The sequence below is a fragment of the Rhodanobacter sp. UC4448_H15 genome (genome assembly GCF_052978265.1).
The window spans coordinates 1,463,363-1,483,349 of sequence record NZ_CM129665.1; the positions used below are offsets into that span (position 1 = coordinate 1,463,363).

The 19,987-nt window shown below is 68.8% G+C and carries 17 protein-coding genes; 7 read left to right on the forward strand and 10 right to left on the reverse strand.

Annotation, left to right across the window (positions count from 1 at the left end; translation table 11 throughout):
* Positions 1–129 precede the first annotated feature (129 nt).
* The 3 genes from ACVCMI_RS06470 to ACVCMI_RS06480 are packed head-to-tail and all read right to left on the reverse strand — an operon-like array spanning position 130 to position 4,460.
* Positions 130–1,269, reverse strand: coding sequence for an SLC13 family permease (locus ACVCMI_RS06470; protein ID WP_447099415.1), 1,140 nt, complete (start codon positions 1,267–1,269; stop codon positions 130–132).
* Between the two features lie 6 nt (positions 1,270–1,275).
* Complete coding sequence (locus ACVCMI_RS06475) at positions 1,276–3,762, reverse strand: ABC transporter permease (protein ID WP_447099414.1); 2,487 nt, start codon at positions 3,760–3,762, stop codon at positions 1,276–1,278.
* Positions 3,759–4,460: an ABC transporter ATP-binding protein gene (locus tag ACVCMI_RS06480; RefSeq protein WP_447099413.1), complete on the reverse strand. Its 702-nt coding sequence runs from the start codon at positions 4,458–4,460 to the stop codon at positions 3,759–3,761. Before ACVCMI_RS06480 ends, ACVCMI_RS06475 begins: the two co-directional genes overlap by 4 nt.
* On the opposite strand from ACVCMI_RS06480, the gene ACVCMI_RS06485 reads away from it, so the two are divergent.
* The 3 genes from ACVCMI_RS06485 to ACVCMI_RS06495 all read left to right on the forward strand — a co-directional run bounded on the left by ACVCMI_RS06485 (position 4,459) and on the right by ACVCMI_RS06495 (position 6,958).
* Positions 4,459–5,085, forward strand: a complete 627-nt coding sequence (locus ACVCMI_RS06485) for an arylesterase (RefSeq protein ID WP_395117046.1) — start codon at positions 4,459–4,461, stop codon at positions 5,083–5,085. The two genes, ACVCMI_RS06480 and ACVCMI_RS06485, sit on opposite strands and share 2 nt — an antisense overlap.
* An 87-nt stretch (positions 5,086–5,172) precedes the next feature.
* Positions 5,173–5,904, forward strand: a complete 732-nt coding sequence (locus ACVCMI_RS06490) for a response regulator transcription factor (RefSeq protein WP_395117047.1) — start codon at positions 5,173–5,175, stop codon at positions 5,902–5,904.
* Positions 5,905–5,935: 31 nt separating this feature from the next.
* Positions 5,936–6,958 (forward strand): sensor histidine kinase, encoded by a 1,023-nt coding sequence (locus ACVCMI_RS06495; protein WP_447099412.1) that lies wholly within the window; start codon positions 5,936–5,938, stop codon positions 6,956–6,958.
* 69 nt (positions 6,959–7,027) lie between these two features.
* Here the strand turns inward: ACVCMI_RS06495 and ACVCMI_RS06500 are convergent, their stop codons facing one another.
* Positions 7,028–8,389 (reverse strand): 3-oxoacid CoA-transferase subunit B, encoded by a 1,362-nt coding sequence (locus tag ACVCMI_RS06500; RefSeq protein ID WP_447099411.1) that lies wholly within the window; start codon positions 8,387–8,389, stop codon positions 7,028–7,030.
* Positions 8,390–8,544: 155 nt separating this feature from the next.
* Between ACVCMI_RS06500 and ACVCMI_RS06505 the strand changes: the two genes are divergently transcribed.
* The 3 genes from ACVCMI_RS06505 (at position 8,545) to ACVCMI_RS06515 (ending at position 11,589) form a co-directional block, all read left to right on the forward strand.
* Positions 8,545–8,916 (forward strand): BlaI/MecI/CopY family transcriptional regulator, encoded by a 372-nt coding sequence (locus ACVCMI_RS06505; protein WP_447099410.1) that lies wholly within the window; start codon positions 8,545–8,547, stop codon positions 8,914–8,916.
* Positions 8,903–10,489 (forward strand): M56 family metallopeptidase, encoded by a 1,587-nt coding sequence (locus tag ACVCMI_RS06510; RefSeq protein WP_447099409.1) that lies wholly within the window; start codon positions 8,903–8,905, stop codon positions 10,487–10,489. Before ACVCMI_RS06505 ends, ACVCMI_RS06510 begins: the two co-directional genes overlap by 14 nt.
* A 98-nt stretch (positions 10,490–10,587) precedes the next feature.
* Positions 10,588–11,589, forward strand: coding sequence for an isoaspartyl peptidase/L-asparaginase family protein (locus ACVCMI_RS06515; protein WP_447099408.1), 1,002 nt, complete (start codon positions 10,588–10,590; stop codon positions 11,587–11,589).
* Between the two features lie 69 nt (positions 11,590–11,658).
* On the opposite strand, the gene ACVCMI_RS06520 is transcribed toward ACVCMI_RS06515, so the two are convergent.
* From ACVCMI_RS06520 to ACVCMI_RS06545, 6 genes are all read right to left on the reverse strand, one after another.
* Positions 11,659–12,117 (reverse strand): hypothetical protein, encoded by a 459-nt coding sequence (locus ACVCMI_RS06520; RefSeq protein WP_447099407.1) that lies wholly within the window; start codon positions 12,115–12,117, stop codon positions 11,659–11,661.
* Positions 12,114–13,280 (reverse strand): sialidase family protein, encoded by a 1,167-nt coding sequence (locus ACVCMI_RS06525; protein ID WP_447099406.1) that lies wholly within the window; start codon positions 13,278–13,280, stop codon positions 12,114–12,116. The genes ACVCMI_RS06520 and ACVCMI_RS06525 overlap by 4 nt, the downstream gene beginning before the upstream one ends.
* A 63-nt stretch (positions 13,281–13,343) precedes the next feature.
* Entirely contained in the window at positions 13,344–15,632 is a 2,289-nt protein-coding gene (locus tag ACVCMI_RS06530) for a TonB-dependent receptor (protein ID WP_447099405.1), read from the reverse strand.
* A gap of 93 nt (positions 15,633–15,725) precedes the next feature.
* A complete protein-coding gene (locus tag ACVCMI_RS06535; RefSeq protein WP_395117065.1) occupies positions 15,726–16,310 on the reverse strand; it encodes a response regulator transcription factor in 585 nt (194 codons plus the stop codon).
* Between the two features lie 70 nt (positions 16,311–16,380).
* Entirely contained in the window at positions 16,381–17,673 is a 1,293-nt protein-coding gene (locus ACVCMI_RS06540; RefSeq protein WP_395117067.1) for an ATP-binding protein, read from the reverse strand.
* Positions 17,674–17,739: 66 nt separating this feature from the next.
* A complete protein-coding gene (locus tag ACVCMI_RS06545) occupies positions 17,740–19,275 on the reverse strand; it encodes a peptide MFS transporter (protein ID WP_395117069.1) in 1,536 nt (511 codons plus the stop codon).
* A gap of 332 nt (positions 19,276–19,607) precedes the next feature.
* On the opposite strand from ACVCMI_RS06545, the gene ACVCMI_RS06550 reads away from it, so the two are divergent.
* On the forward strand, positions 19,608–19,979 hold the full coding sequence (locus ACVCMI_RS06550) for a diacylglycerol kinase (protein ID WP_395117071.1): 372 nt from the start codon (positions 19,608–19,610) through the stop codon (positions 19,977–19,979).
* Positions 19,980–19,987 lie beyond the last annotated feature (8 nt).

Consider the following 19,987-nt stretch of genomic DNA (forward strand, 5'->3'; position numbering starts at 1 on the left):
CGCCACAAGCCGGCATCCCGTAGGGCGGGCACTGCCCGCCGCTCTTGATCGCGTGCATCACCGAAAGGCATGGCGGGCAGTGCCCGCCCTACGAAGCTGGAGCGAACAACATCGGGCACTTCGGTGCGTCTACGGCTGAATTCCGCGCCAGACCAGATACACCAGCGGCGCGCACACCAGCAGGAACGGAATCGACACCCGGTGCAGTTGCCGCAGGCCGTGCGGCTGCCCTGCCAGGCGCAGGGCGATCAGGTTGGCCAGCGAACCGATCGCCACGCCGAAGCCGCCCACATTGACCGCCACCGCCAGCGCGATGGCATCCGGCGCTCGCTCGAGCAGCAGCACGGTCGCCGGCACGTTGCTGATCAGCTGCGCGGCGACAATGCCGCTGGCGAACAGCACCATCGGTTGATCGAGATGGAGCCCGTCGAGCACGCGCTGCATCAGCGGCAGCTCGGCGAAGTGGCCGAGGCCGAGGAAGATCGCGGCGAAGGTGAGCAGCAACAGCCAGTCGATCCGCACCAGCGAGGCGCGGGCCAGCGCCCCGAACAGCACCAGCAGCGCCACGGCGCCCAGCGGCGCCAGATCGTATTCCATCGCCACCACCATGCCGATCAGCGCAATCATCGACCACGCGCCGAGGCGGCCCGAGTGCACCGCGCCGTCGATGTGCCGGGGGCCCAATGCCACCCGATCGCGCGGCAGCCAGTACCAGGTGAACGCCGCCACCAGTGCCAGCATGACGGCCGCGGCCGGCAGCATCGCCAGCGCGAAATCGAGGAACGACAGCCGCGAGTGCTGCCACAACAGCAGGTTCTGCGGGTTGCCGATCGGGCTGAGCGTGGAGCCGGCGTTCACCGCTAGCGCCTCCAGCACCACCATGCGCAGCACCGGCAGGTTGGAGATCGCGCCGATGGACACGGTCAGCGGCACGATCAGGAACAGGCTCACGTCGTTGGTCAGCACCATCGAGAGCAGCGCGCTGGCGGCCACCAGCAACAGCCCCAGGCCGCGCAGCGAGTGCGCCCGCGCCAGCGAAGCGGCCGCTGCGTGCTGCACCAGGCCGCTGTCGCGGATGCCCTGGATCGCGATCAGCAGGCCGGTCAGGCCGGCCAGCGTGGGCAGTTGCAGCCAGTGCCGATAATCGTCGACCGGACGCGGATCGAGCAGCGCCAGCAACAGCACCAGCGCGGCGAACACCAGCAGCAGCCATTCGTGCTGCAGGCGTTTGCGCCAGCCGGTGGCGGGTGACGACGCGGCAGGTTCCACGCGCGCTCAGCCCTCGCGCAGCAGGCGCATCGGTGGCGTGCGGCTGACCCGGCGCGTGCCGGCCAGTCCCAGCAGCATCACCACCAGCGCGGCGGCGGCCGCGCTGGCGACCAGCGGCCACGCCGGCGGCACGAAGCCCTCGATGTGGAATACCGCCCGACCCAGCCACCAGCCGCCGCCGGCGGCACCCAGCGCGGCGGTCAGGCCGGCGACCAGGCCCAGCATGGCGAATTCGCAGGCGGCGGCCACGCGCAGCTGTGCACGGCGCGCGCCCAGCGTGCGCAGCAGCGCGGCCTCGTGGCGCCGCTCGGCCGCGCTGGCGGCCAGCGCCGCGGCCAGCACCAGGATGCCGGCCAGCAGGCTGAAGCCGAGGATCCAGCGCACCGCGCTGCCCACGCGGTCGATGATCTCGCGCACCCGATCGAGCAGCGAGTCGACGTCGACCAGGCTGAGGTTGCCGTATTCGCGCGACAGTTGCGCCAGTTCCGCCGCGTGTCCGGACGACAGGTGGAAGCTGGCCAGCCAGGTGTGCGGCAGCTCGCTGGCGTGGGCCGGGTCGAGCAGCAGGAAGAAGTTGACCCGGAACGAGCTCCAGTCGACCTTGCGGATGCTGCCCACCCGCGCCTCCAGGCTCCCTTCGCCGACGTCGAAGCGCATCGTGTCGCCGAGCTTCAGGCCGAACATGTCGCGCCACATGGTGTCGATCGACACCTCGGGCCGATCCGGCGCAGCCCCATGCCAGTGGCCGGCCACCACCTCGTTCGCCGGCGGCAGCGCGGCGGACCACGACAGCCGCAGCTGGCGATCGGTCCACTCCTTGGCGCGCGGGTCCGCGAACTGCAGTCGGTCGATGGCGTGGCCGTTGATCGCGGTGAGCTTGCCTACCGCCAGCGGCAGCATGTTGAGCTGGTCGGCGCCGATCCGCGCCAGCGATTGCGAAAAGCCGGCGCGCTGGTTGCTTTGCAGGTTCAGGGCGAACCAGTTGGGCGTATCCGCCGGCAATTCCTGGCGCCAGCCCTGCAGCAACGCCGGTGCCACCACCGCAAGCAGCAACAACGCGCACAGACCCAGGCTGAGCGCGGTCGCCTGGATCACGCTCAGCGCCGGTCGTCGCGCCAGTGCGGCCAGGCCCAGCCGCAACGCCGGATGCGCGCCCGGCGCAATGCGCCGGGCCAGCCACAGCAGCGCGCCGGCCAGCAGCGCCGCGAGCACGCTCACGCCGAGCAGGCTGCCGGCGAGGATACCGGCCAGCTGCAGCGAGCCGCTCTGGCCCCAGATCAGGCCCAGCGCCACCAGGACGGGGATCAGGTACAGCGCATCGAAGCGCCGCACGCGGCGCGACAGGCTCTGCCGGAACACCGCCACCGGAGGTACCTCGGCCAGCCGCGCCAGCGGCGGCAGCGCGAAGCCGACCAGCACCGCGATGCCCATCGCGGCCGCGGCGAACGCCGGCGCCAGCGGCAGCACCGTGGGCACGTTGCCGAACAGCTGGCTGGCCAGCAGCCACGCCAGCTGCGCCAGGCCCAGCGCCAGCGCGATGCCCAGCGCGGCCGCCGGCAGGGCCAGCGCGCCCAGGGTGCCCAGCAGCAGGCCCAGCACGCGCGGGCGCGAGGTGCCCAGCGCGCGCAGCAAGGCCACTTCGGCGGTCTTGCGCCGGGCATAGCGCTGGGCGGAAAGGGCGATGGCAATGCCGGCTAGCAGGGCGGACAGCAGCGCGGTCAGCCACAGGAACGAGCCGGCGCGGTCGAAGGCATTGCGCATGCGTTCCTGGGTCTGCTCCGGCGTGATCAGCTGTGCGCCCGCGGGCAGCTCGGTCGCCGCCGCCCAGTCGCGCCAGGCGCGCACCGCATCCGGCGCGCCGGCCAGCAGCAGCCGGTGACGCGCGCGGCTGCCGCGCCCGAGCAGGCCGGCCTGCTCGGCATCGGCCAGGCTCATCAGCGCGCGCGGCGCCAGCGCGAGCAATTCGCCGCCGTCGGGCTGGCGCAGCAGTTCGGCGCCGATGGTGAGCGTGCGCCCGCCCAGTTGCAGGCGGTCGCCCACCGCGAGGCCCAGCGCGACCAGCGCGCGATGATCCAGATAGACCTCGCCGGCGACCGGCGCGCGGCTCGGCGGCAGCGCATGGCCGTTGCGATCGCGCAGCTCCAGCGTGCCGCGCAGCGGATAGTGCGCATCCACTGCCTGCACGTCGAGCAGTTGGGTGCGTTCGTGGGCGAACGCCACGCTGGGAAAGCCGGCGGTGCGCGTCAGCTGCAGGCCGTCCTGGCGTGCCTTGTCGGCGAAGGCGGCAGGCAGGGCCTGCGGCGCGGATACGCCGATGTCCCCGCCGATCAACTCCGCGGCGCTGGCCAGCATGCCACGCTCGATCCGGCTCGCCAGCGTGGCGACCACGCCCAGCGCCACCACCGCCAGCACCAGCGAGGCGGCCAGCGTGCGCAGTTCAGGCAGGTGCCATTCGCGACGCAGGCTGCGCAGCGACAAGCGCAGCAGGCTCATGCCGGCACGCCCGCGTCGGTCGACGCCACGCGCCCTTCCTCCAGCTCGATGCGGCGATCGCAGCGCGCGGCCAGGCCGGCGTCGTGGGTGACCAGCACCAGGGTGGTGCGGTGGTCGCGGTTGAGCGCGAACAGCAGGTCGCAGATGTGGTGGCCGGTGCGCTGGTCGAGGTTGCCGGTGGGCTCGTCGGCGAACAGCACGCGCGGGCCGTGCACGAAGGCGCGGGCGATCGCCACGCGTTGCTGCTCGCCGCCGGAAAGCTGCGCGGGGTAGTGCCGCCGCCGCGCGCTCAGGCCCACCGCCTCGAGCGCCTCCCGCGCACGGCTGCGCGCCGCGCTGCTGCCCTCCAGTTCCAGCGGCAGCATCACGTTCTCCTCGGCAGTGAGCGCCGGCAGCAGGTGGAACGACTGGAACACGAAGCCGACCAGTCGCCGCCGCAGTTCGGCGCGGGCTTCCTCGTCCAGCTGCTCCAGCGCGTGGCCGTCGAGGGAGATGCTGCCGCGGTCGGGCGTGTCCAGCCCGGCCAGCAGGCCGAGCAGGGTGGTCTTGCCCGAGCCGGAAGCGCCCACGATGGCGAAGCTCTCGCCGGGCATCACGCGCAGGTCCACGCCGTCGAGGATGTCGAGCCGCCCCTCGGGGCCGTTGACCGACTTGCTAACATCACGGGCTTCGAGGACGGGACGGGAAGAATCATTCATGCGGCGCTGCCTGTGGTTGCTGGTTCTGCTCTGCGGTTTCGGCGTCGCCCACGCGGCGGCGCCGAAGACCGTCCTGGTGCTGGGCGACTCGCTGTCCGCCGCGCACAACATTCCGGTCGAAGCCGGCTGGGTGCATCTGCTGGATGTCCGTCTGGGCAAGATGGTGCCGAAGTGGCGTGCGGTCAATGCCAGCATCAGCGGCGAAACCTCGCTGAGCGGCCGACACCGCTTGCCCGCCTTGCTGCAGACCTACCAGCCGGCGGTGCTGGTGATCGAACTGGGCGCCAATGACGGCCTGCGCGGGTTGCCGCTGCCGGCCTTGCGCGACAACCTGACGGCGATGATCGAGCTGGCGCAAAAGCACAAGACACGCGTGCTGCTGCTGGGCATCGAGCTGCCGGTGAACTACGGCCCGCAGTACCGCGACGGCTTGCGTGCGATCTACGCCGACCTGGCGCGCCAGCGGAAGGTCGCGCTGCTGCCGTTCCTGCTCGACGGCGTCGCGCTGGACCCCGGCCTCATGCAGGCCGACGGCCTGCACCCGGTGGCCGCCGCCGAGCCGCGCGTGCTGGAAAACGTGTGGAAGGTGCTGCAACCGCTGCTGCAAGCGCCCAACGTCCACTGAACGGCGCCGCGGCCAGTTCACGCCGTCGTCACCGTGGCTCCGGGTATACCTTCACAAATGTGAAACCGGACCACAGCGAGGCAAGACATGACGACTCATGACGAGCAAGCGGGCCTGATCCTGCTGGTTGAAGACAACCGCCAGATCGCCGAGATGGTGGGCGAGTTCCTTGAAATGCGGGGTTATTCCGTCGATTACGCGGCCGACGGCGTGAGCGGGTTGCACTTGGCCGTATCCAACAGTTACGACGTGATCGTGCTGGACCTGATGCTGCCCGGACTGGACGGCCTGGAGCTGTGCCGCAAGCTGCGCAAGGAGGCGAAGAAGTCCACGCCCGTGCTGATGCTCACCGCGCGCGACACGCTGGAAGACAAGCTGGTCGGCCTGGAGGCCGGCGCCGATGACTACCTGGTCAAGCCGTTCGAGGTGCGCGAACTGGTGGCGCGGCTGCGCGCGCTGATCCGCCGCGACCGCCGCCAGGTATCCACCGAAGTGCTCACCGTGGGCGACATGACGCTGGACACCGCCACGCTGCGGCTGACCCGCGAGGGCCAGGATCTGGTGGTGTCGCCGATCGGCCTGAAACTGCTCGCGATCCTGATGCGCGAATCGCCGCGCGTGGTCAGCCGGCGCGACATCGAGCGCGAGATCTGGGGCGACACGCTGCCCGATTCGGACACGCTGCGCTCGCACCTGTACAACTTGCGTCGCGTCATCGACAAACCCTTCGCACGACCTTTGCTACATACCATCCATTCCGCTGGCTACCGGCTGGCCGACCTGGAATCGGAAATGGCGTCGGCGCAGCAACCTGCGTGATGGCGAGGCGGCGAGGGCAATGAACAGCAGGGTGTCGAACGCGATCACATTCCGCACGGGAGCCTTCAAGCGACGCATCGCCTGGGTGTTCGGCTTGCAGTTCGTGGCCCTGCTGATCATCGGCGCGATGGGCATTTTCAACGTCGCGCCGTGGGAAGCGGTGATCGTGCTGATCCTCATCACCACCGTGCTGGCGTGCCTGGCCGCCCAGCACGAGTGGGTGCAGATCCGCTCGCTGGCGCGATTGATGGCCGGCTGGAACGATGCCCGGCCCGACCCGGAAGCGTTCCACCCGCAACGCCTGTCACGCCGCACGGATGCGGACGTGGCGTCGCTGGCGCGCGGCCTGCACGGCTTCGCCACGCGCATCGCCGGTTACGGTCAGCGCGAGCGCAACTTCACCCGCGACGCCAGCCACGAACTGCGCAGTCCGCTGACGGTGATCCGCATGTCGGTCGACATGCTGGTCGACGAGCAGGGCCTGAGCGATTTCGGCTCGCGCTCGGTGCGCCGGATCAAGCGTGCCTCGCGCGAACTGGAAATGCTGGTCGAGGCGCTGCTGGTGCTCGCACGCGACGCCGGCACGCCGGTGGATACCGAGCGCTTCGTGGTGAACGACGTGCTGCAGGGCGAACTTCAGGCCGCGCGCGAAATGCTCTGCGGCCGGCCGATCGAGTTGCGCCTGGAACAGCCGGCGACCTTTGCGCTGGACAGCTCGCCACGGGTGTTCTCGGTGCTGTGCTGGCAGTTGCTGCGCAATGCCTGCCAGCAGGCCGAGCGCGGCAGCGTGGTGGTCAGCGTCGAACCCGGCATGGTAAGCGTGCGCAACCTCGCCCCGGCGAAAGGCGCTGGCGTTGGCGATGCCGATGCCGTTGCCGATGCGGGCGCGCCCGGTGCCGATCGGCACGGATTCGAGCTGGCGATCGCGCGGCAGATCAGCGACCGCTTCGGCTGGCCGCTGGAGCTGCAGACGCATGCAGGAGGCGAAAGCATCGCGCGCATCCGTTTTCCCGACGCCCTGCCGGCCGACGCCACGTCGCGACCCGCTCCGTAGGGCGGGCACTGCCCGCCGGCTCTTTCGGTTCCGGAGCAAAACGGCGGACAGTGCCCGCCCTACCATCAATCAGCCCGCTTGCAGCGCCGGCGCCACGGCGAACGCGCAGCCGGTCTTCGCCTTCACGTCGCCCAGGCTCACGCCGTCGTTGAGCTCGATCAGGGTCAGGCCCTTGCCCTTCTCCACCGAGAACACGCACAGGTCGGTGATGACGAGGTCCACGCATTCCTTGCCGGTGATCGGCAACTCGCATTGCTGCTTGATCTTCGGCGAGCCGTCCTTCGCGCAGTGCTCCATCAACACCACCACGCGGCGCACGCCGCTGACCAGGTCCATCGCGCCGCCCGGGCCCTTGACCATCTTGCCGGGCACCATCCAGTTGGCGAGATCGCCGGTGGCGGAGACCTCCATGCCGCCGAGGATCGACAGGTCGATGTGGCCGCCGCGGATCATCGCGAAGGAATCGGCGCTGGAGAAGAACGCCGAGCCGGGCAGGGTGGTGATGGTCTGCTTGCCGGCGTTGATCAGGTCGGGGTCGACCTGATCCTCGGTGGGGAACGGGCCGATGCCGAGCAGGCCGTTCTCCGACTGCAGCACCACGTTCACGCCGGCCGGGATGTGGTTGGCCACCAGGGTGGGGATGCCGATGCCGAGGTTCACGTAGTAACCGTCGCGCAATTCCTTCGCGGCGCGCTGTGCCATCGCGGTGCGCGTCGGGTTTTCCTTGCCGGTGTTGGCGCCGGCGAGGGTGCGGATCTCGATGCGCTTCTCGTACTTCTCGCCCTGCACGATACGGTCGACGTAGATGCCCGGCACGTGGATGTTGTTCGGGTCCAGCTCGCCGACCGGCACCAGGTGCTCCACCTCGGCCACGCAGACCTTGCCGCAGGTGGCGATCATCGGGTTGAAGTTGCGCGCCGTCTCGCGGAACACCAGGTTGCCCATCGCGTCGCCCTTCCACGCCTTGACGATGGACAGGTCGGCGGTGATGGATTCCTCCAGCACGTACTCCTTGCCGTTGAATACCTTGGTCTCCTTGCCCTCGGCCAGCTTGGTGCCGAACGCGGTGCGCGTGTAGAAGCCGGGGATGCCGGCGCCGCCGGCGCGCAGCTTCTCGGCCAGCGTGCCCTGCGGCGTCAGGTGCAGCTCCAGTTCGCCGGCCAGCGTCTGCCGCTCGAACTCCTTGTTCTCGCCCACGTACGAGGCGTACACGCGCTTGACCTGGTGGGTCTTGAGCAGCGGGCCCATGCCGAAATCGTCCACGCCGGCGTTGTTGCCCACGATGGTCAGGTCCCTGGTGCCCGCCTGCAGCAGGCCGCCGATCAGGTTCTCGGGGATGCCGCACAGGCCGAAACCGCCGGCGGCGATCGTCATGCCGTCGAACAACACGCCCTCAAGGGCTTTCGTCGCGCTCGGGTAAACCTTGTCCATTGCCGTGCCTTCCTCATGGAGAGTCAGCTGCCAAGGATACGACGGAATCGCGCCGGCCGGCCTTGTACCAAGGTCGCAGACAGGCAGGCACATGGCTTGACGCGAACAATTACGCATGTAAACATGGATTCACTTACACGCGTAAACGGTGACTCATGGCGATCAGCGAAGCCGAAGCGGTGGTGATGGACGTGCTCTGGCGCGAGGCCCCGCGCACGGCCGAGGAGATCCTGGCCGAGGTCGGGCCCGCGCAGGGCTGGCAGGAGGGCACGGTGAAGTCCCTGCTCAACCGCCTGCTGAAGAAAAAGGCCGTGCAGGCCGAACGCGACGGCCGCCGCTACCTCTACACGCCGCTGCTGGCGCGCGAGCAATACGTGCAGCAGGAGAGCAAGGGCCTGCTCGATCGCCTGTTCGGCGGCCGCGTGGCGCCCTTGGTGGCGCACTTCTCCGAGCAGCGCAAGCTGTCGAAGAAGGACATCGCCGAACTGCGCAAACTGCTGAAGGAGCTCGACGATGAGCAGCATTGATGCGCTGGTGACCGCATGGACCGCCCGCGGCTGGCTGGCACTGCTGGCATTCACCGCTGCCGTGCTGGTCGTCGCCGCCGTGCGCAGGCCCTGCCGCCGTCTGTTCGGCACCGGACTCGCGTTCCAGCTGTGGCTGTTGCCGCCGCTGGCGGTGCTGGCTAGCCAACTGCCGCATGCGGCAGTTGCTCCGGTCGTGGTGTGGTCGCCGGTGATATCCGCAATCACCTCGGCCGCCGCGTTGCCGGTACAAGCCGCCGGGTCGGCTGTCATCGACTGGCGCACATGGGTCGTGCTGGCATGGCTGCTTGGTAGCGTGCTAAGTCTGCTGCTGGCGGCGCTCGCGCAATCGCGTTACCGCGCGCGGTTGCGTGGTGCCACCCGTATCGTTGACGAGCACTCGCACTGGCCGATGCTGCGCGCGCCCGGCTCGGATATCGGCCCCGCCCTGGTCGGTGCCTGGCGCAGTCGCATCGTGCTTCCGGCCGATTTCGAATGTCGCTACGACCCCACCGAGCAGATGCTGATCCTCGCCCATGAAACTACCCACGCGCGCCGCCGCGATGGCTGGTGGTGCTTGCTGGCGCAACTCGTTGTCGCGTTGTTCTGGTTCCATCCTCTGGCCTGGTGGGCACTCGCCGCGTTACGCCATGACCAGGAACTGGCCTGCGATGCCGCGGTGTTGCGCGCGCATGGCACGCAGCGGCGCAGTTATGCGAATGCGATGTTGAAGACCCAGTCGGCCGCGCTCGCATTACCGGTGGGTTGCCCCTGGTCACCCCGTCATCCCATCACGGAGCGAATCGCCATGTTGAAAATGCAACAGCCTGATCTATTCCGCCGGCGTGCCGGTGGCGTTCTCCTCGCCGTTCTCGCCATCGGCGTGGCCGGTGCCGTCTACGCCTCGACACCTTCGCCACAGGCAAATGTCGGCGGCGGCATCAGTGATCGCTACACGCTGAAGATCGACGTCGCCATGGCAGGCCATTCCGACTCGATGCATTTCATCCGCTGCCTGAAGCCGGGCGAATACGCCGAGCTGAGCGGAACCGACGCCAGCAAGCTGTCGTGGCAGGGCCGTTTCGCGGTGTCGCCGGAGGCCAGCGGTCAACTGGAAATCAGTGCGGAGGTCGATACCCGTTTTGATCGCGGTGGCGGCAATGTGCGAACGCAGTCGGCCAAGCCGATCGTGCGGACCATGCCTGGCCAGCAGGCGAGCATCGTGTTCGGCCAGGTCGTTGACGGTGGACCCCAGCAAAGTGGGAAGCTCGAAGACAACACCATCAACATCGCGCTCACGCCAAGCATGGGCTGCGATGGTGAATCGCTGTCTTCTGCCGCGGCCCAGCCAGGCACGATCAGTCTGAAGCTCAAGAATGTTTCCGCGCGGGCTGCCGCTGAATATGTCGCGGCCAAAGTAGGGTTTGTACTGGTCGATCCGGAGGTGCTGGATGAGCGCCAGATGACTTTTGATTACGCCGAGATATCGGCTGAGGCAGCCCTCCATATGATCGGAATGATCGAAGGCAAGCAGGCAGTGATTGAGGGCAAGCAGGTGCGTTTCGTGGATAAGTGACCGAGCAAGCTGGCTATACTCATCCGATCACTATTTCGGAGAGCGTCGTGAAGCCGCGTCATCTGCTTGTTGCCCTTGCCACCCTCGGAATCACCGCCATGAGCCATGCCGCCGTTTCGCCCGTGCTGGTCATCCATGGCGGCGCCGGCGTGGTCGTGCGTGACATGACGCCGGCGAAGGAGCACGCCGTGCGTGCGGCGATGACCCAGGCGCTGCAGCAGGGTCATGCCCGGCTCAAGGCCGGCGACAGCGCGCTGGACGCGGTGACTGCGGCGATCACCGTGCTGGAGGACGATCCGAACTTCAACGCGGGCAAGGGCGCGGTGTTCACCCATGACGGGAGAAACGAGCTCGACGCGGCGATCATGGATGGCTACACCTTGCGTGCCGGCGCGGTGGCCGGAGTCGAGCACGTGAAGAATCCGATCCTGCTGGCGCGCGCGGTGATGGAGCATTCGCCGCACGTGATGCTGTCCGGCGCCGGTGCCGAAGAGTTCGCGAAGGAGCAGGGCATCACCCTGGTCGATGCCGCGTATTTCCGCACCGATGCGCGCTGGCAGCAATTGCAGCGGGCGCTGAAGGAGGATGCGGCAAAGCAGCCGCATGCGGACGTCGAGACGGCCAAACACTTCGGCACGGTGGGTGCGGTGGCGCTGGACGCGCGCGGCCACCTGGCCGCCGGCACCTCCACCGGCGGCATGACCGACAAGCGCTGGGGCCGCATCGGCGATTCGCCGATCATCGGCGCCGGCACCTACGCCAACGAGAGCTGCGCGGTCTCCGGCACGGGCTGGGGCGAGTTCTACATCCGTGCCGTCGCGGCACATTCGATCTGCATGAAAGTGACCCAGATGCGCGTGCCGCTGAAACGCGCCGCCGCCGAGGTGATCAACCAGCAGATCCCGTCGATGGGCGGCAACGGCGGCGCCATCGCGCTGGACGCGGAGGGCCACATCGCGATCCCGTTCAACACCGACGGCATGTATCGTGGCTGGATCGGCGCCGACGGCGTGCCGCACGTGGCGATCTACGGTGACGAGGATGACGGCACCACGGAAATCCCGGAGCCGGTTCCCGCCGAGAGCGACGCCCAACCCTGACGCGCTGGGCGGACACCGTCCGCCGCTCCCGGCCGCGGTGCACGGAAGAGCCGGCGGGCAGCGCGAGTCCTACCTGATTTTGCGCATCTGCGCGGGAGTGAGTTCGCCGCTGATGCCCAGGCGACTGCCGTCGGCGCGAATCACCAGTACGCGCGGGGTCTCGCCGCCCCAGGTCGGATCGAGCAGGAAGTTGAGGCGCTCGGGCATGGCTTCGGCGTAGGCGCGATTCGGGAGGCCGTCCACTTTCATGTGCTGCAGCCGTGCCTCGATCGCCCGGCGGCGTTCGATGCTGTCGGTGGTGACGATCACCAGTTCGATGTCGCGCGGGTGGGTGCGCTGCAGTTTGGCCAGCGCCTCCAGATTGGGCTCGCAATAGGCACAGTCCAGCGCCCACAGCGCGATGATCCGCTCGCCGTGCGTCGGCGGCTTCAGCAGCGCGGCGATGTCGCCGGCGGCCAGCGGTTGCAGCGTGCCGGCCATGGCCAGCACGGGGAACAACAGGGCCACGATCAGCACCAGTCGCTTCATGGCGTCACCCGGATCAGGCGAAAGCCTTGGGCCGTGTTCCATGCGACGAAGGCGTGGCCGTCCTTCTGCAACAACTGCGGCGAGCCGGCGGCGCCGGCGCTGCTCGCGATCTCGCGGGCAGCGTCGAAGTGTGCGCCGTTGTCGGTCGATCGGCGCAGCATCAGGCGATAGCCATCCGCATCGACCTGGTTCCAGGTCACCCAGACAGTGCGGCCATGCACTGCCACGTCGGCGTGGCTGGCGCCGGCCCCGGCGAGCTTCAGCAACTGCTGCGGCCGCTGGCCGGGATCGAGCTGGCCGTACCAGATTGCGGGACCGTGGCCGGCCTCGTACCACACCGCGTGACGCACGCCGTCGGCGCCGACGCCCAAGCCCGGACCATGGTGCGGGCAGCCGGCGATGTGCCAGTCGCTGAAGGTCGCACGCTCGACATGGGGTGCACGGCCGTCGGTGTGCAGCACGGCAAACGCGTGGTCGCGGATGTTGTCGCCATAAATGCCGCGGAAGAACGCGGCGACCTCGCCGTCGGGCATGCGCGCCAGCGCGATGCGGCAGCATTCGCAACTGTGGTCGACCAGCCTGCGTTCCGGCACGAAGCTCTTGCCGCCATCGTCGGACCAGCTGTAGTACACCGCGGCACCTTCGTACGGCCGGCCGGCTGCCTTTGCGGCCTCGAGATCACGCTTGTCGATCCAGGCGACCACGATGCGGCCGTGGCCATCCACGGCCAGCGCATCGAAGCGATGGGTGATCTCGGCGCGGTCGTGGTGCACGGTGATCGGCGTGCTGAAGTGTTCGCCGCCGTCCACCGAACGGGCGAACCGCACGAAGCCGGTCCACGGCGCGGCGCGCGGCTGCGACCAGCTCACGTAGAGCTCGTCGTGCGGACCGAAGGCGATCTTCGGCCGGTTCTCGCCTTCGCTGTAGATGCGTTCGGCGACCGCGTTCACCGGCATCGGCGCGCTCAGCGTGCGACCGTCGTCGTCGGAGCGGCGCAGCCGCACGTGGCCATCGGCCGCGTCCACGACGTACAGGCCGCCATGGCTGTCGAACGCCGCGCTGGCGCCCAGCGCGGGGCTTTTCGGCATCTCCATGTGCATGCCGTCGTGGGCGAAGGCGACGGCCGAGAGCAGGCAGAGCAGGGCGATCAGCAGGTGGCGCATGGAGTGTTCCTCGGGTTTTCGGCCTTGCTTCCCCTGCCCGCAAGGGGAGGGCGGGAGTGGATGTCACAACTCCCAGCGCAGCTCGCCGAACCAGGTACGACCGGCGTAGGGATGGTAGACCCAGTAATGTGTATTGCCGATGTTGTCCACGCCCAGCGCGGCAGTCCAGGCCGGCGCGAATTTCCAGCGCAGCTTTGCGTCGGCGACGGTGAAACGGCTCACCGCGCCGTAGCTGTCGACGTGGTCGCTGTTGTCCAGGCTGCCGTACTGGCGGCCGGAGTGGCGGATGCCCAGCGAGGCGTCCCACTGTGGCGCGAACCGGTAATCCGCGAACACGCTGGCGCGCAGCTTCGGGATGCGCGGAAATACCTTGCCCTCGGCCAGCGGGTACTGGCGATCGCGCAGCGTGCGGGCATCGTTGAAGGCGAGGCTGGCGGACAGGTCGAGCCCGTCGAGCCAGACGTCGTGGAAGTCGAACGCGCCTTCGATGCCGCGTCCGCGCATGCGGTCGATGTTCTGCACGCTGGTCACGCTGGGGCTGACGGTGATGTCCGTCTGCGTGTACAGCGAATCGGCGATCAGGTCCTGGTACAGCGAGACGCGCCAGTGGCCGTTGCCCGTGTGGCGGGTCAGGGTGAGGTCGGTGGAGCGGTCGACTTCCGGCGCGAGCGCGGGATTGTTGTTGACGATGGCGCCGGCCGAGATGCTGCCCTGGAACAGTTCGGACGCGGTGGGGTAGCGCACCGCCTTGCCCCAGGCCAGTCGCAGCTCCCAGTTCTGTGCGAAGTCCCAGGTCAGCGCAGCCTTGGGCGAGAAATCGGTGCGCTTGCGGTCGGCGTAGCGCAGCGTGTCGACGGCGTTGGCGAGCACGCCGCGGTAGGCGCGCCATTGCTCCAGCCGACCGCCGAGGGTCAGCGTCCAGGTGTCGGTGAAGCTCCACACGTCCTGCAGGTAGGCGGCGCGGGTCTGGGTGCGGCCGGCGTAGACGCTGCGCAATGCTCCGTCGGCGCCGCTGCGCCAGTCGCTGGCATCGCGCACGCGCGTCGTCAGCACGTAGCGGTCGCCGTGCACGCCGGCGTACAACAGGTGGCGCTCGCCGAGCGGGCCGGAGCTGCGCAGGTCGAACGTGTCCCAGCCCGAACCATCCTTGCTCGCCACGGTGCCGGGGCCGCCGCGTGGCCTGCCGGGCTCGGCCAGGCTGGCGCTGTGCAGTCGCGAATGCCGGAAATCGTAGTGGCTGGCGACGGCGGTCCAGCGCCAGTCGTTGTCCAGCGTGCCGTTCAGTTCGAGCCCGTACAGCAGGTGGGTGTCGCGCGCATTCGACGGCGCCAGGCCGCTGGCGGGCAAGGTCCAGGTTTTGCCGGCCGCGTCGATCACGCCGCCGCTGACCAGGGTGCCGTCGGCATCGCGGATCAGGCTGCGGGTGCGATCCTCGGCGCGGTTGTGCCACCAGCCCACGGTGGCCAGCGCCGCGACATGCTCGCCGAGGTCGAAGCCGAGCTTCAGCTTGGCCTGGTCCTGCACGGTGTGCTCGATGCTGTTGGCGCCGTAGACCAGCCGCGGCGAACCGTTCGGGTTGCGGTCGGCGGTGGCACCGGTCACCGGCACCGCGAGCGCCGGATCGCCGCCGGCCCGGGCGGTGGCGTACTGCATCGGTTGGCCGTGGTTGTCGAGGCGGCTGTATTCCAGCAGCCAGCTGAAACGCCCCCGCTTGTCGCCCAGGGTGAACGCGGCCTGGTGGCCGTCGTAGTGGCCGCCGGCGCCGTAATCGTCGGCATAGTCCTGGCTGAAGAACCTCGCGTCGACGCTGGCGGTGAACTGCTGCGGCAGCACGGTGTGGATCAGCACCGTGGTGCCCAGCGAGTTGCCCGGATACAGCGCGGAATACGGTCCGTACAGGATGTCGACCGCGCCGATCTCGCCGGGCGCGACCATGCCCCAGCGCGGTGCGCCATCCCAGCCGTTGGTCATCAGGTTGGAGAGCAGCAGCCCGTCGGCATAGACCAGGCTGCGCGCGCTCTGCAGGGTGCCGGCGTTGCGGCCGCTGATGACGGCGTTCGGATCGCCGATGTAGCGCTTGCGCACCTGCATGTTCGGCACGTACTTCAGTGCATCGGCGCTGTCGGTGCTGTTCTGCCGCTGCAGTTGCAGGCGCGTCACGCGCACCTGCACGGCGGGCGTCTCGGTGACCATGGTGTCGCTGGCGTGTACCGAGACCGGCGACAGCGTCACCGGGTGGGTGGGATCGGAGGCCAGCGCGGGGCTGGCACACAACACGAGCGCAAGTGCGCAAAAGCCGGAGGGGAGGCGTTTCAAAGTGAAACTCTGGATGGGGGTCCAAGGTTCAATCATAGTCCGCTGCACGCGGTGCGACAGACGGCAACTTGTCGCAGCATGGAGCGTGCATGGGATGCGCGCGGCACCAAAAGGTGCCGGCGCCGAACCTCACTCCTCGCCGGGGCGCTCGCGCACCGGGTGCTTGCCGAGCTTGCGCTGCAGCGTGCGGCGGTGCATGCCGAGCCGGCGCGCGGTCTCGGAAATGTTGCCGTCGCATTCGGTGAGCACGCGCTGGATGTGCTCCCACTCGAGCCGGCGCAGGGCCAGCGGCTGTTCGGGGGCGTCCGGCGGCTCGTTGTCTTCGGGCGCGGCGGCATCGCCGTCGAGCAGGGCGCGCACCACCGCGTCGGCGTCCACCGGCTTGGCGAGGTAGTCGTGCGCACCTCGCTTGATCGCCTCCACCGCGGTGGCGATCGAGGCATAGCCGGTCAGCAGCAGCACGCGCAGGTCCGGCACCAGGGTATGCAGCTCGGGGATCAGTCGCAGGCCGTTCTCCTCGCCGAGTTTCAGGTCCAGCACGCAGTAGCGCGGGCGATGGCGGCGGGTCAGCGCGCGTGCCTCGTCGAAATTGCTGGCGGTGATGACCTCGAAGCCGCGCGAGCCGAGCGCGCGGGCCAGCACGCGCAGGAACGTGGCATCGTCGTCGACCAGCAGCAAGGGGCGCACCGGATCGGCAAGGGGCGACTCGGTCATGGTTCGGTTTCCTTCACTCGGGCAGGCGTCCATTCTTGCCGGAAGCGGCGCCGGTTGCACGCCTGGCGCGTCAGCGCCCGGTATCGACCGGTTCGGCGATCACCGCCAGCGGCAGCCGCAGGCACATCTCGGCGCCCTGTTCGACGTTGCGCGCCACCAGTTCGCCGCTCAGGCGCTCGGCCGTGGCCTCGGCCAGCGCCAGGCCGATGCCGAGCCCGCTCTGCTTGCGCGAATAGCCGAGCCGGGTCAGTTCGTCGGCGGTGTCGAAACCCGGGCCGCGGTCGGACACGCTCAGCTCCAGCCAGCGGTCGTCGCGGGTGATGCGCAGCGACACGGCATTGGAGCCGTTGGCCGCCGAGGCGTCGGCGGCATTGTTGAGCAGGTTGATCAGCGCATGGCGCAGCCCGGCCGGCGTGCGCAGCACCAGCGCCGCCAGCGTCTCGTCGAGGCTCAGGGCAAGCTCCGCTTCGGGCCGCAACAGCTGGAAGCGCTCCAGGCAACCGTGGATGAACTTGTCCACGCGGATGCGCTCGGGGTCCTGCGACAGCTGCGCCTTGCCGAAGGCGATCATCTCGCGCAGGATCGTGCGGCAGCGATCCACCTGGTCCTCCAGCAGCGCCAGATCCTCGTCCAGCAGCGGGTTGCCGGCGTGTTCGCGGCGCAGCTCCGGCAGCAGCGTGCGCATGGTCGACAGCGGCGTGTTCAGCTCATGCGCGGCCCCGGCCGCCTGGGTGGCGATGGCCAGGATGCCCTCGCCGCGCAACGCGCGTTCGCGCACGCGCTGCACCTCTTTCTGCTGCTCGCGCAGCACCCGCGCCAGGCGGCTGATGAAGAAGCTGAGCAGCAGCGCCATGATGACGAAGTTCACGCCCATCCCCGCCACGTGCAGCGAGAACCGCCCGGGCGCGCTGCCATGCGGGGGCAGCGGCAACGGAACATGCGCGTAGAGCAGGATCACGTAGGCCACGCCGGCCAGCGCCGACACCGCCAGCACCGAGCGCCCGGGCAACGCCGCCGCGGTGAGCGCTATCGGCACCAGCAGCAGGGTGATGAACGGGTTGCTGGCGCCGCCGGTGAAATACAGCAGGTAACCCAGCACCAGCGTGTCGAACGCGATGTGACAGACCGCTTCCCACTCGCGCAGCGGCCACGGTTGCGCCAGCCGCCAGGCGGCAAACACGGCGAACACCGCCAGCACGCCGATGCCCAGCAGCAGCGGCAGCAGCGGAATCTGCAGATCCATCCACCATGCGCACACCAGCACCGCGGTGCTCTGGCCGGCGATCGCGCACAGCCGCAGCCACGCCAGCGCGCGGGTCAGTGCGTGGGGTCCTACCTGTCGGATGACGATCTGCTGTGGCATGGCAGGCAATGTGTTGCGCGGTGTCGCGACCCGCCGGGTCGGCGGGTCGCCTGATCGCCGCCGGGCTTACTGCTCCGAACCGATCGTCGGCAGCGGCGCCGGGTTGTTGTGCGCGTGATGCTGTGCCGACAGCTTGCGCATCAGCGGCAGCACGGCCAGCGCGATCACGGTGCAGGCGATGCCGGCCCAGCCCAGCTTGCTGAACAGGCTGGTGTAGATCGGCATGGTCTGCAGCGGGTCGGTGATGTTCTCCGGAATGCTGGCGAAGTTGGCCACGATGCCGCCCAGGTACTGCGACACGCCCGAGGCGACGAAGTACGCGCCCATCATGAAGCCGCCCATGCGCTCGGGCACGTAGCGCGCGATCATCGCCAGGCCCAGGCCGCTGACCAGCAGCTCGCCCAGCGACGAGGCGCCGTAGCCCCACACCATCACCCACGAGCTGGTCTTGCCATCCACCGCGAAGTGCGCGGCCCAACTGTAGATGAAGAAGCCCAGCGCCACCGCGGCGAAGCCGAGCGCGAACTTGGTGGCGATGGAGATGTCCTTGCCGCTGCGCCCGGCGGCGTTGTAGAGCAGCGCCAGGATCGGGCTCAGGATGAAGATCCAGATCGGGTTGAACGACTGGAACTGCGCCGGCGCCCAGTTCCACAGGTGGACGCCGAATACGTCGAAGCTCGGGTTCACGTTGCGCAGCGCGAACAGGTTCAGCGAGGTCGACATCTGCTGGTAGAAGATGAAGAAGAACACCGTCTGCACGGTGAGCACCAGCGCGGCGATCAGGCCGGCGCGCTCGGAGCGCTCGCTGGTGCCGATCAGCCAGGCGAAGATGCCCAGCACCACCGCGGCGGCCACATAGACGAAGATGCGCGCCACTTCTTCATGGGCCAGCACGTAGGCCGAGGCGAACACGGTCAGCACGCCGACGCCCAGCACGGCCAGCAGCTTGCCCACGTGCATCGGCTGTTCGTCCGGCGCCGAACCGACGTGGTTCAGCGTGTGGCGCATCACCAGGTAGTTGGCCAGGCCCACCAGCAGGCCGAACGAGCACACCGCGAACGCGGCATGCCAGCCCAGCTCGTTGCCGTAGTGCAGGTTCACGTAATCCTTGATCCACGGCGTGAGCAGCATCGAGAACGTCGAGCCGATGTTCACCGCCATGTAGTAGATGGTGAACGCGCTGTCGATCTTGGAGTCGTCGCCCTCGTAGATCTTGCGCACCAGGTTGCCGGCGTTCGGCTTGAACAGGCCGTTGCCGACCACGATCACGCCCAGCGAGCAATACAGGAACCAGACGCTTTCGGTCGGTACGGCCATCAGCCCGTAGCCGACCGCCAGGATGGTGGCGCCCAGCAGCATGGTGCGCCGCGTGCCGAGGATCTTGTCGCCCACCCAGCCGCCGATCGCCGGTGCCACGTAGATCAGCGCCGCCGCGGCGCTCCACACCAGGTTGGCCTGCTCATCGGGGAAGCCCAGGCGCTGGACCATGTAGTAGACGATGAGCGCCTGCATACCGTAGTAGCCGAAGCGCTCCCACATTTCGATCAGGAAGACGGTGCTGAAGGACTTCGTCTGCGAGACGGCTGGGTTCTGGGTGGCCATGTTTTCCCCGGGCATTGGTTCAAATCCTGGTGGCGTGCGCACACGCACCGGTGCCGCTGGACCCTGAACGGATCACAACCGGGCAAGGGTAGCGCATCCCCCCAAAGGTCATAGCTGCACCGCCGCATGACAATTCGTGCGCTGCGTGCTTGCGCTGTGTGCGCCCGATGGGGCGGAGGAACGGCTGTGGCATCATGGCGTGCCCGCGTTCCGCGGCGCGACAGGAGCCCGTTCGCCATGCCCCAGGCAAGCTTTCCCCGGACCGCGCGCGTCCGCGTTTCCTCCCGCACCGGCGCCGCGTCGCCGGTGTCGGCCTGAAGCGGAGGCGCAGCATGCCGGCCGAGGGTTTTCGGGGTCCGCGCCAGGTCTGGAACGCGTTTCGCTGGTCGATGAAGGGGCTGCGCGCCGCCTGGCGCCACGAGGCCTCGTTTCGGCTGGAGGCGATGCTGGCGGTGGTGCTGATTCCGCTCGGCCTGTGGCTGGGCGAGGGTGGCGTGGAAAAGCTCCTGCTTGTCCTCGCGCCGCTGCTGGTGCTGTCGGCGGAGCTGCTCAATTCGGCGATCGAGGCAGTGGTGGACAAGGTCAGCCCCGATTTCAACGAGCTGGCCGGCCGCGCCAAGGACATGGGTTCGGCGGCCGTGTTCGTGCTGCTGGTGCTGGTGGCGTTGAGCTGGGGCCTGATCCTGCTGCCGCGCTGGTTTTAGCTCCCGGT

Excerpts from the sequence above, each read along its gene's own strand:
- ACVCMI_RS06510 (WP_447099409.1), top strand. The coding sequence starts at position 8,903 with ATGAGCAGCATTGATGCGCTGGTGACCGCATGGACCGCCCGCGGCTGG.
- ACVCMI_RS06545 (WP_395117069.1), bottom strand. The coding sequence starts at position 19,275 with ATGGCCACCCAGAACCCAGCCGTCTCGCAGACGAAGTCCTTCAGCACC.
- ACVCMI_RS06525 (WP_447099406.1), bottom strand. The coding sequence starts at position 13,280 with ATGCGCCACCTGCTGATCGCCCTGCTCTGCCTGCTCTCGGCCGTCGCC.
- ACVCMI_RS06505 (WP_447099410.1), top strand. The coding sequence starts at position 8,545 with ATGGCGATCAGCGAAGCCGAAGCGGTGGTGATGGACGTGCTCTGGCGC.
- ACVCMI_RS06520 (WP_447099407.1), bottom strand. The coding sequence starts at position 12,117 with ATGAAGCGACTGGTGCTGATCGTGGCCCTGTTGTTCCCCGTGCTGGCC.
- ACVCMI_RS06490 (WP_395117047.1), top strand. The coding sequence starts at position 5,173 with ATGACGACTCATGACGAGCAAGCGGGCCTGATCCTGCTGGTTGAAGAC.
- ACVCMI_RS06515 (WP_447099408.1), top strand. The coding sequence starts at position 10,588 with ATGAGCCATGCCGCCGTTTCGCCCGTGCTGGTCATCCATGGCGGCGCC.
- ACVCMI_RS06530 (WP_447099405.1), bottom strand. The coding sequence starts at position 15,632 with ATGATTGAACCTTGGACCCCCATCCAGAGTTTCACTTTGAAACGCCTC.
- ACVCMI_RS06485 (WP_395117046.1), top strand. The coding sequence starts at position 4,459 with ATGCGGCGCTGCCTGTGGTTGCTGGTTCTGCTCTGCGGTTTCGGCGTC.
- ACVCMI_RS06540 (WP_395117067.1), bottom strand. The coding sequence starts at position 17,673 with ATGCCACAGCAGATCGTCATCCGACAGGTAGGACCCCACGCACTGACC.
- ACVCMI_RS06480 (WP_447099413.1), bottom strand. The coding sequence starts at position 4,460 with ATGAATGATTCTTCCCGTCCCGTCCTCGAAGCCCGTGATGTTAGCAAG.
- ACVCMI_RS06535 (WP_395117065.1), bottom strand. The coding sequence starts at position 16,310 with ATGACCGAGTCGCCCCTTGCCGATCCGGTGCGCCCCTTGCTGCTGGTC.
- ACVCMI_RS06550 (WP_395117071.1), top strand. The coding sequence starts at position 19,608 with ATGCCGGCCGAGGGTTTTCGGGGTCCGCGCCAGGTCTGGAACGCGTTT.
- ACVCMI_RS06500 (WP_447099411.1), bottom strand. The coding sequence starts at position 8,389 with ATGGACAAGGTTTACCCGAGCGCGACGAAAGCCCTTGAGGGCGTGTTG.
- ACVCMI_RS06475 (WP_447099414.1), bottom strand. The coding sequence starts at position 3,762 with ATGAGCCTGCTGCGCTTGTCGCTGCGCAGCCTGCGTCGCGAATGGCAC.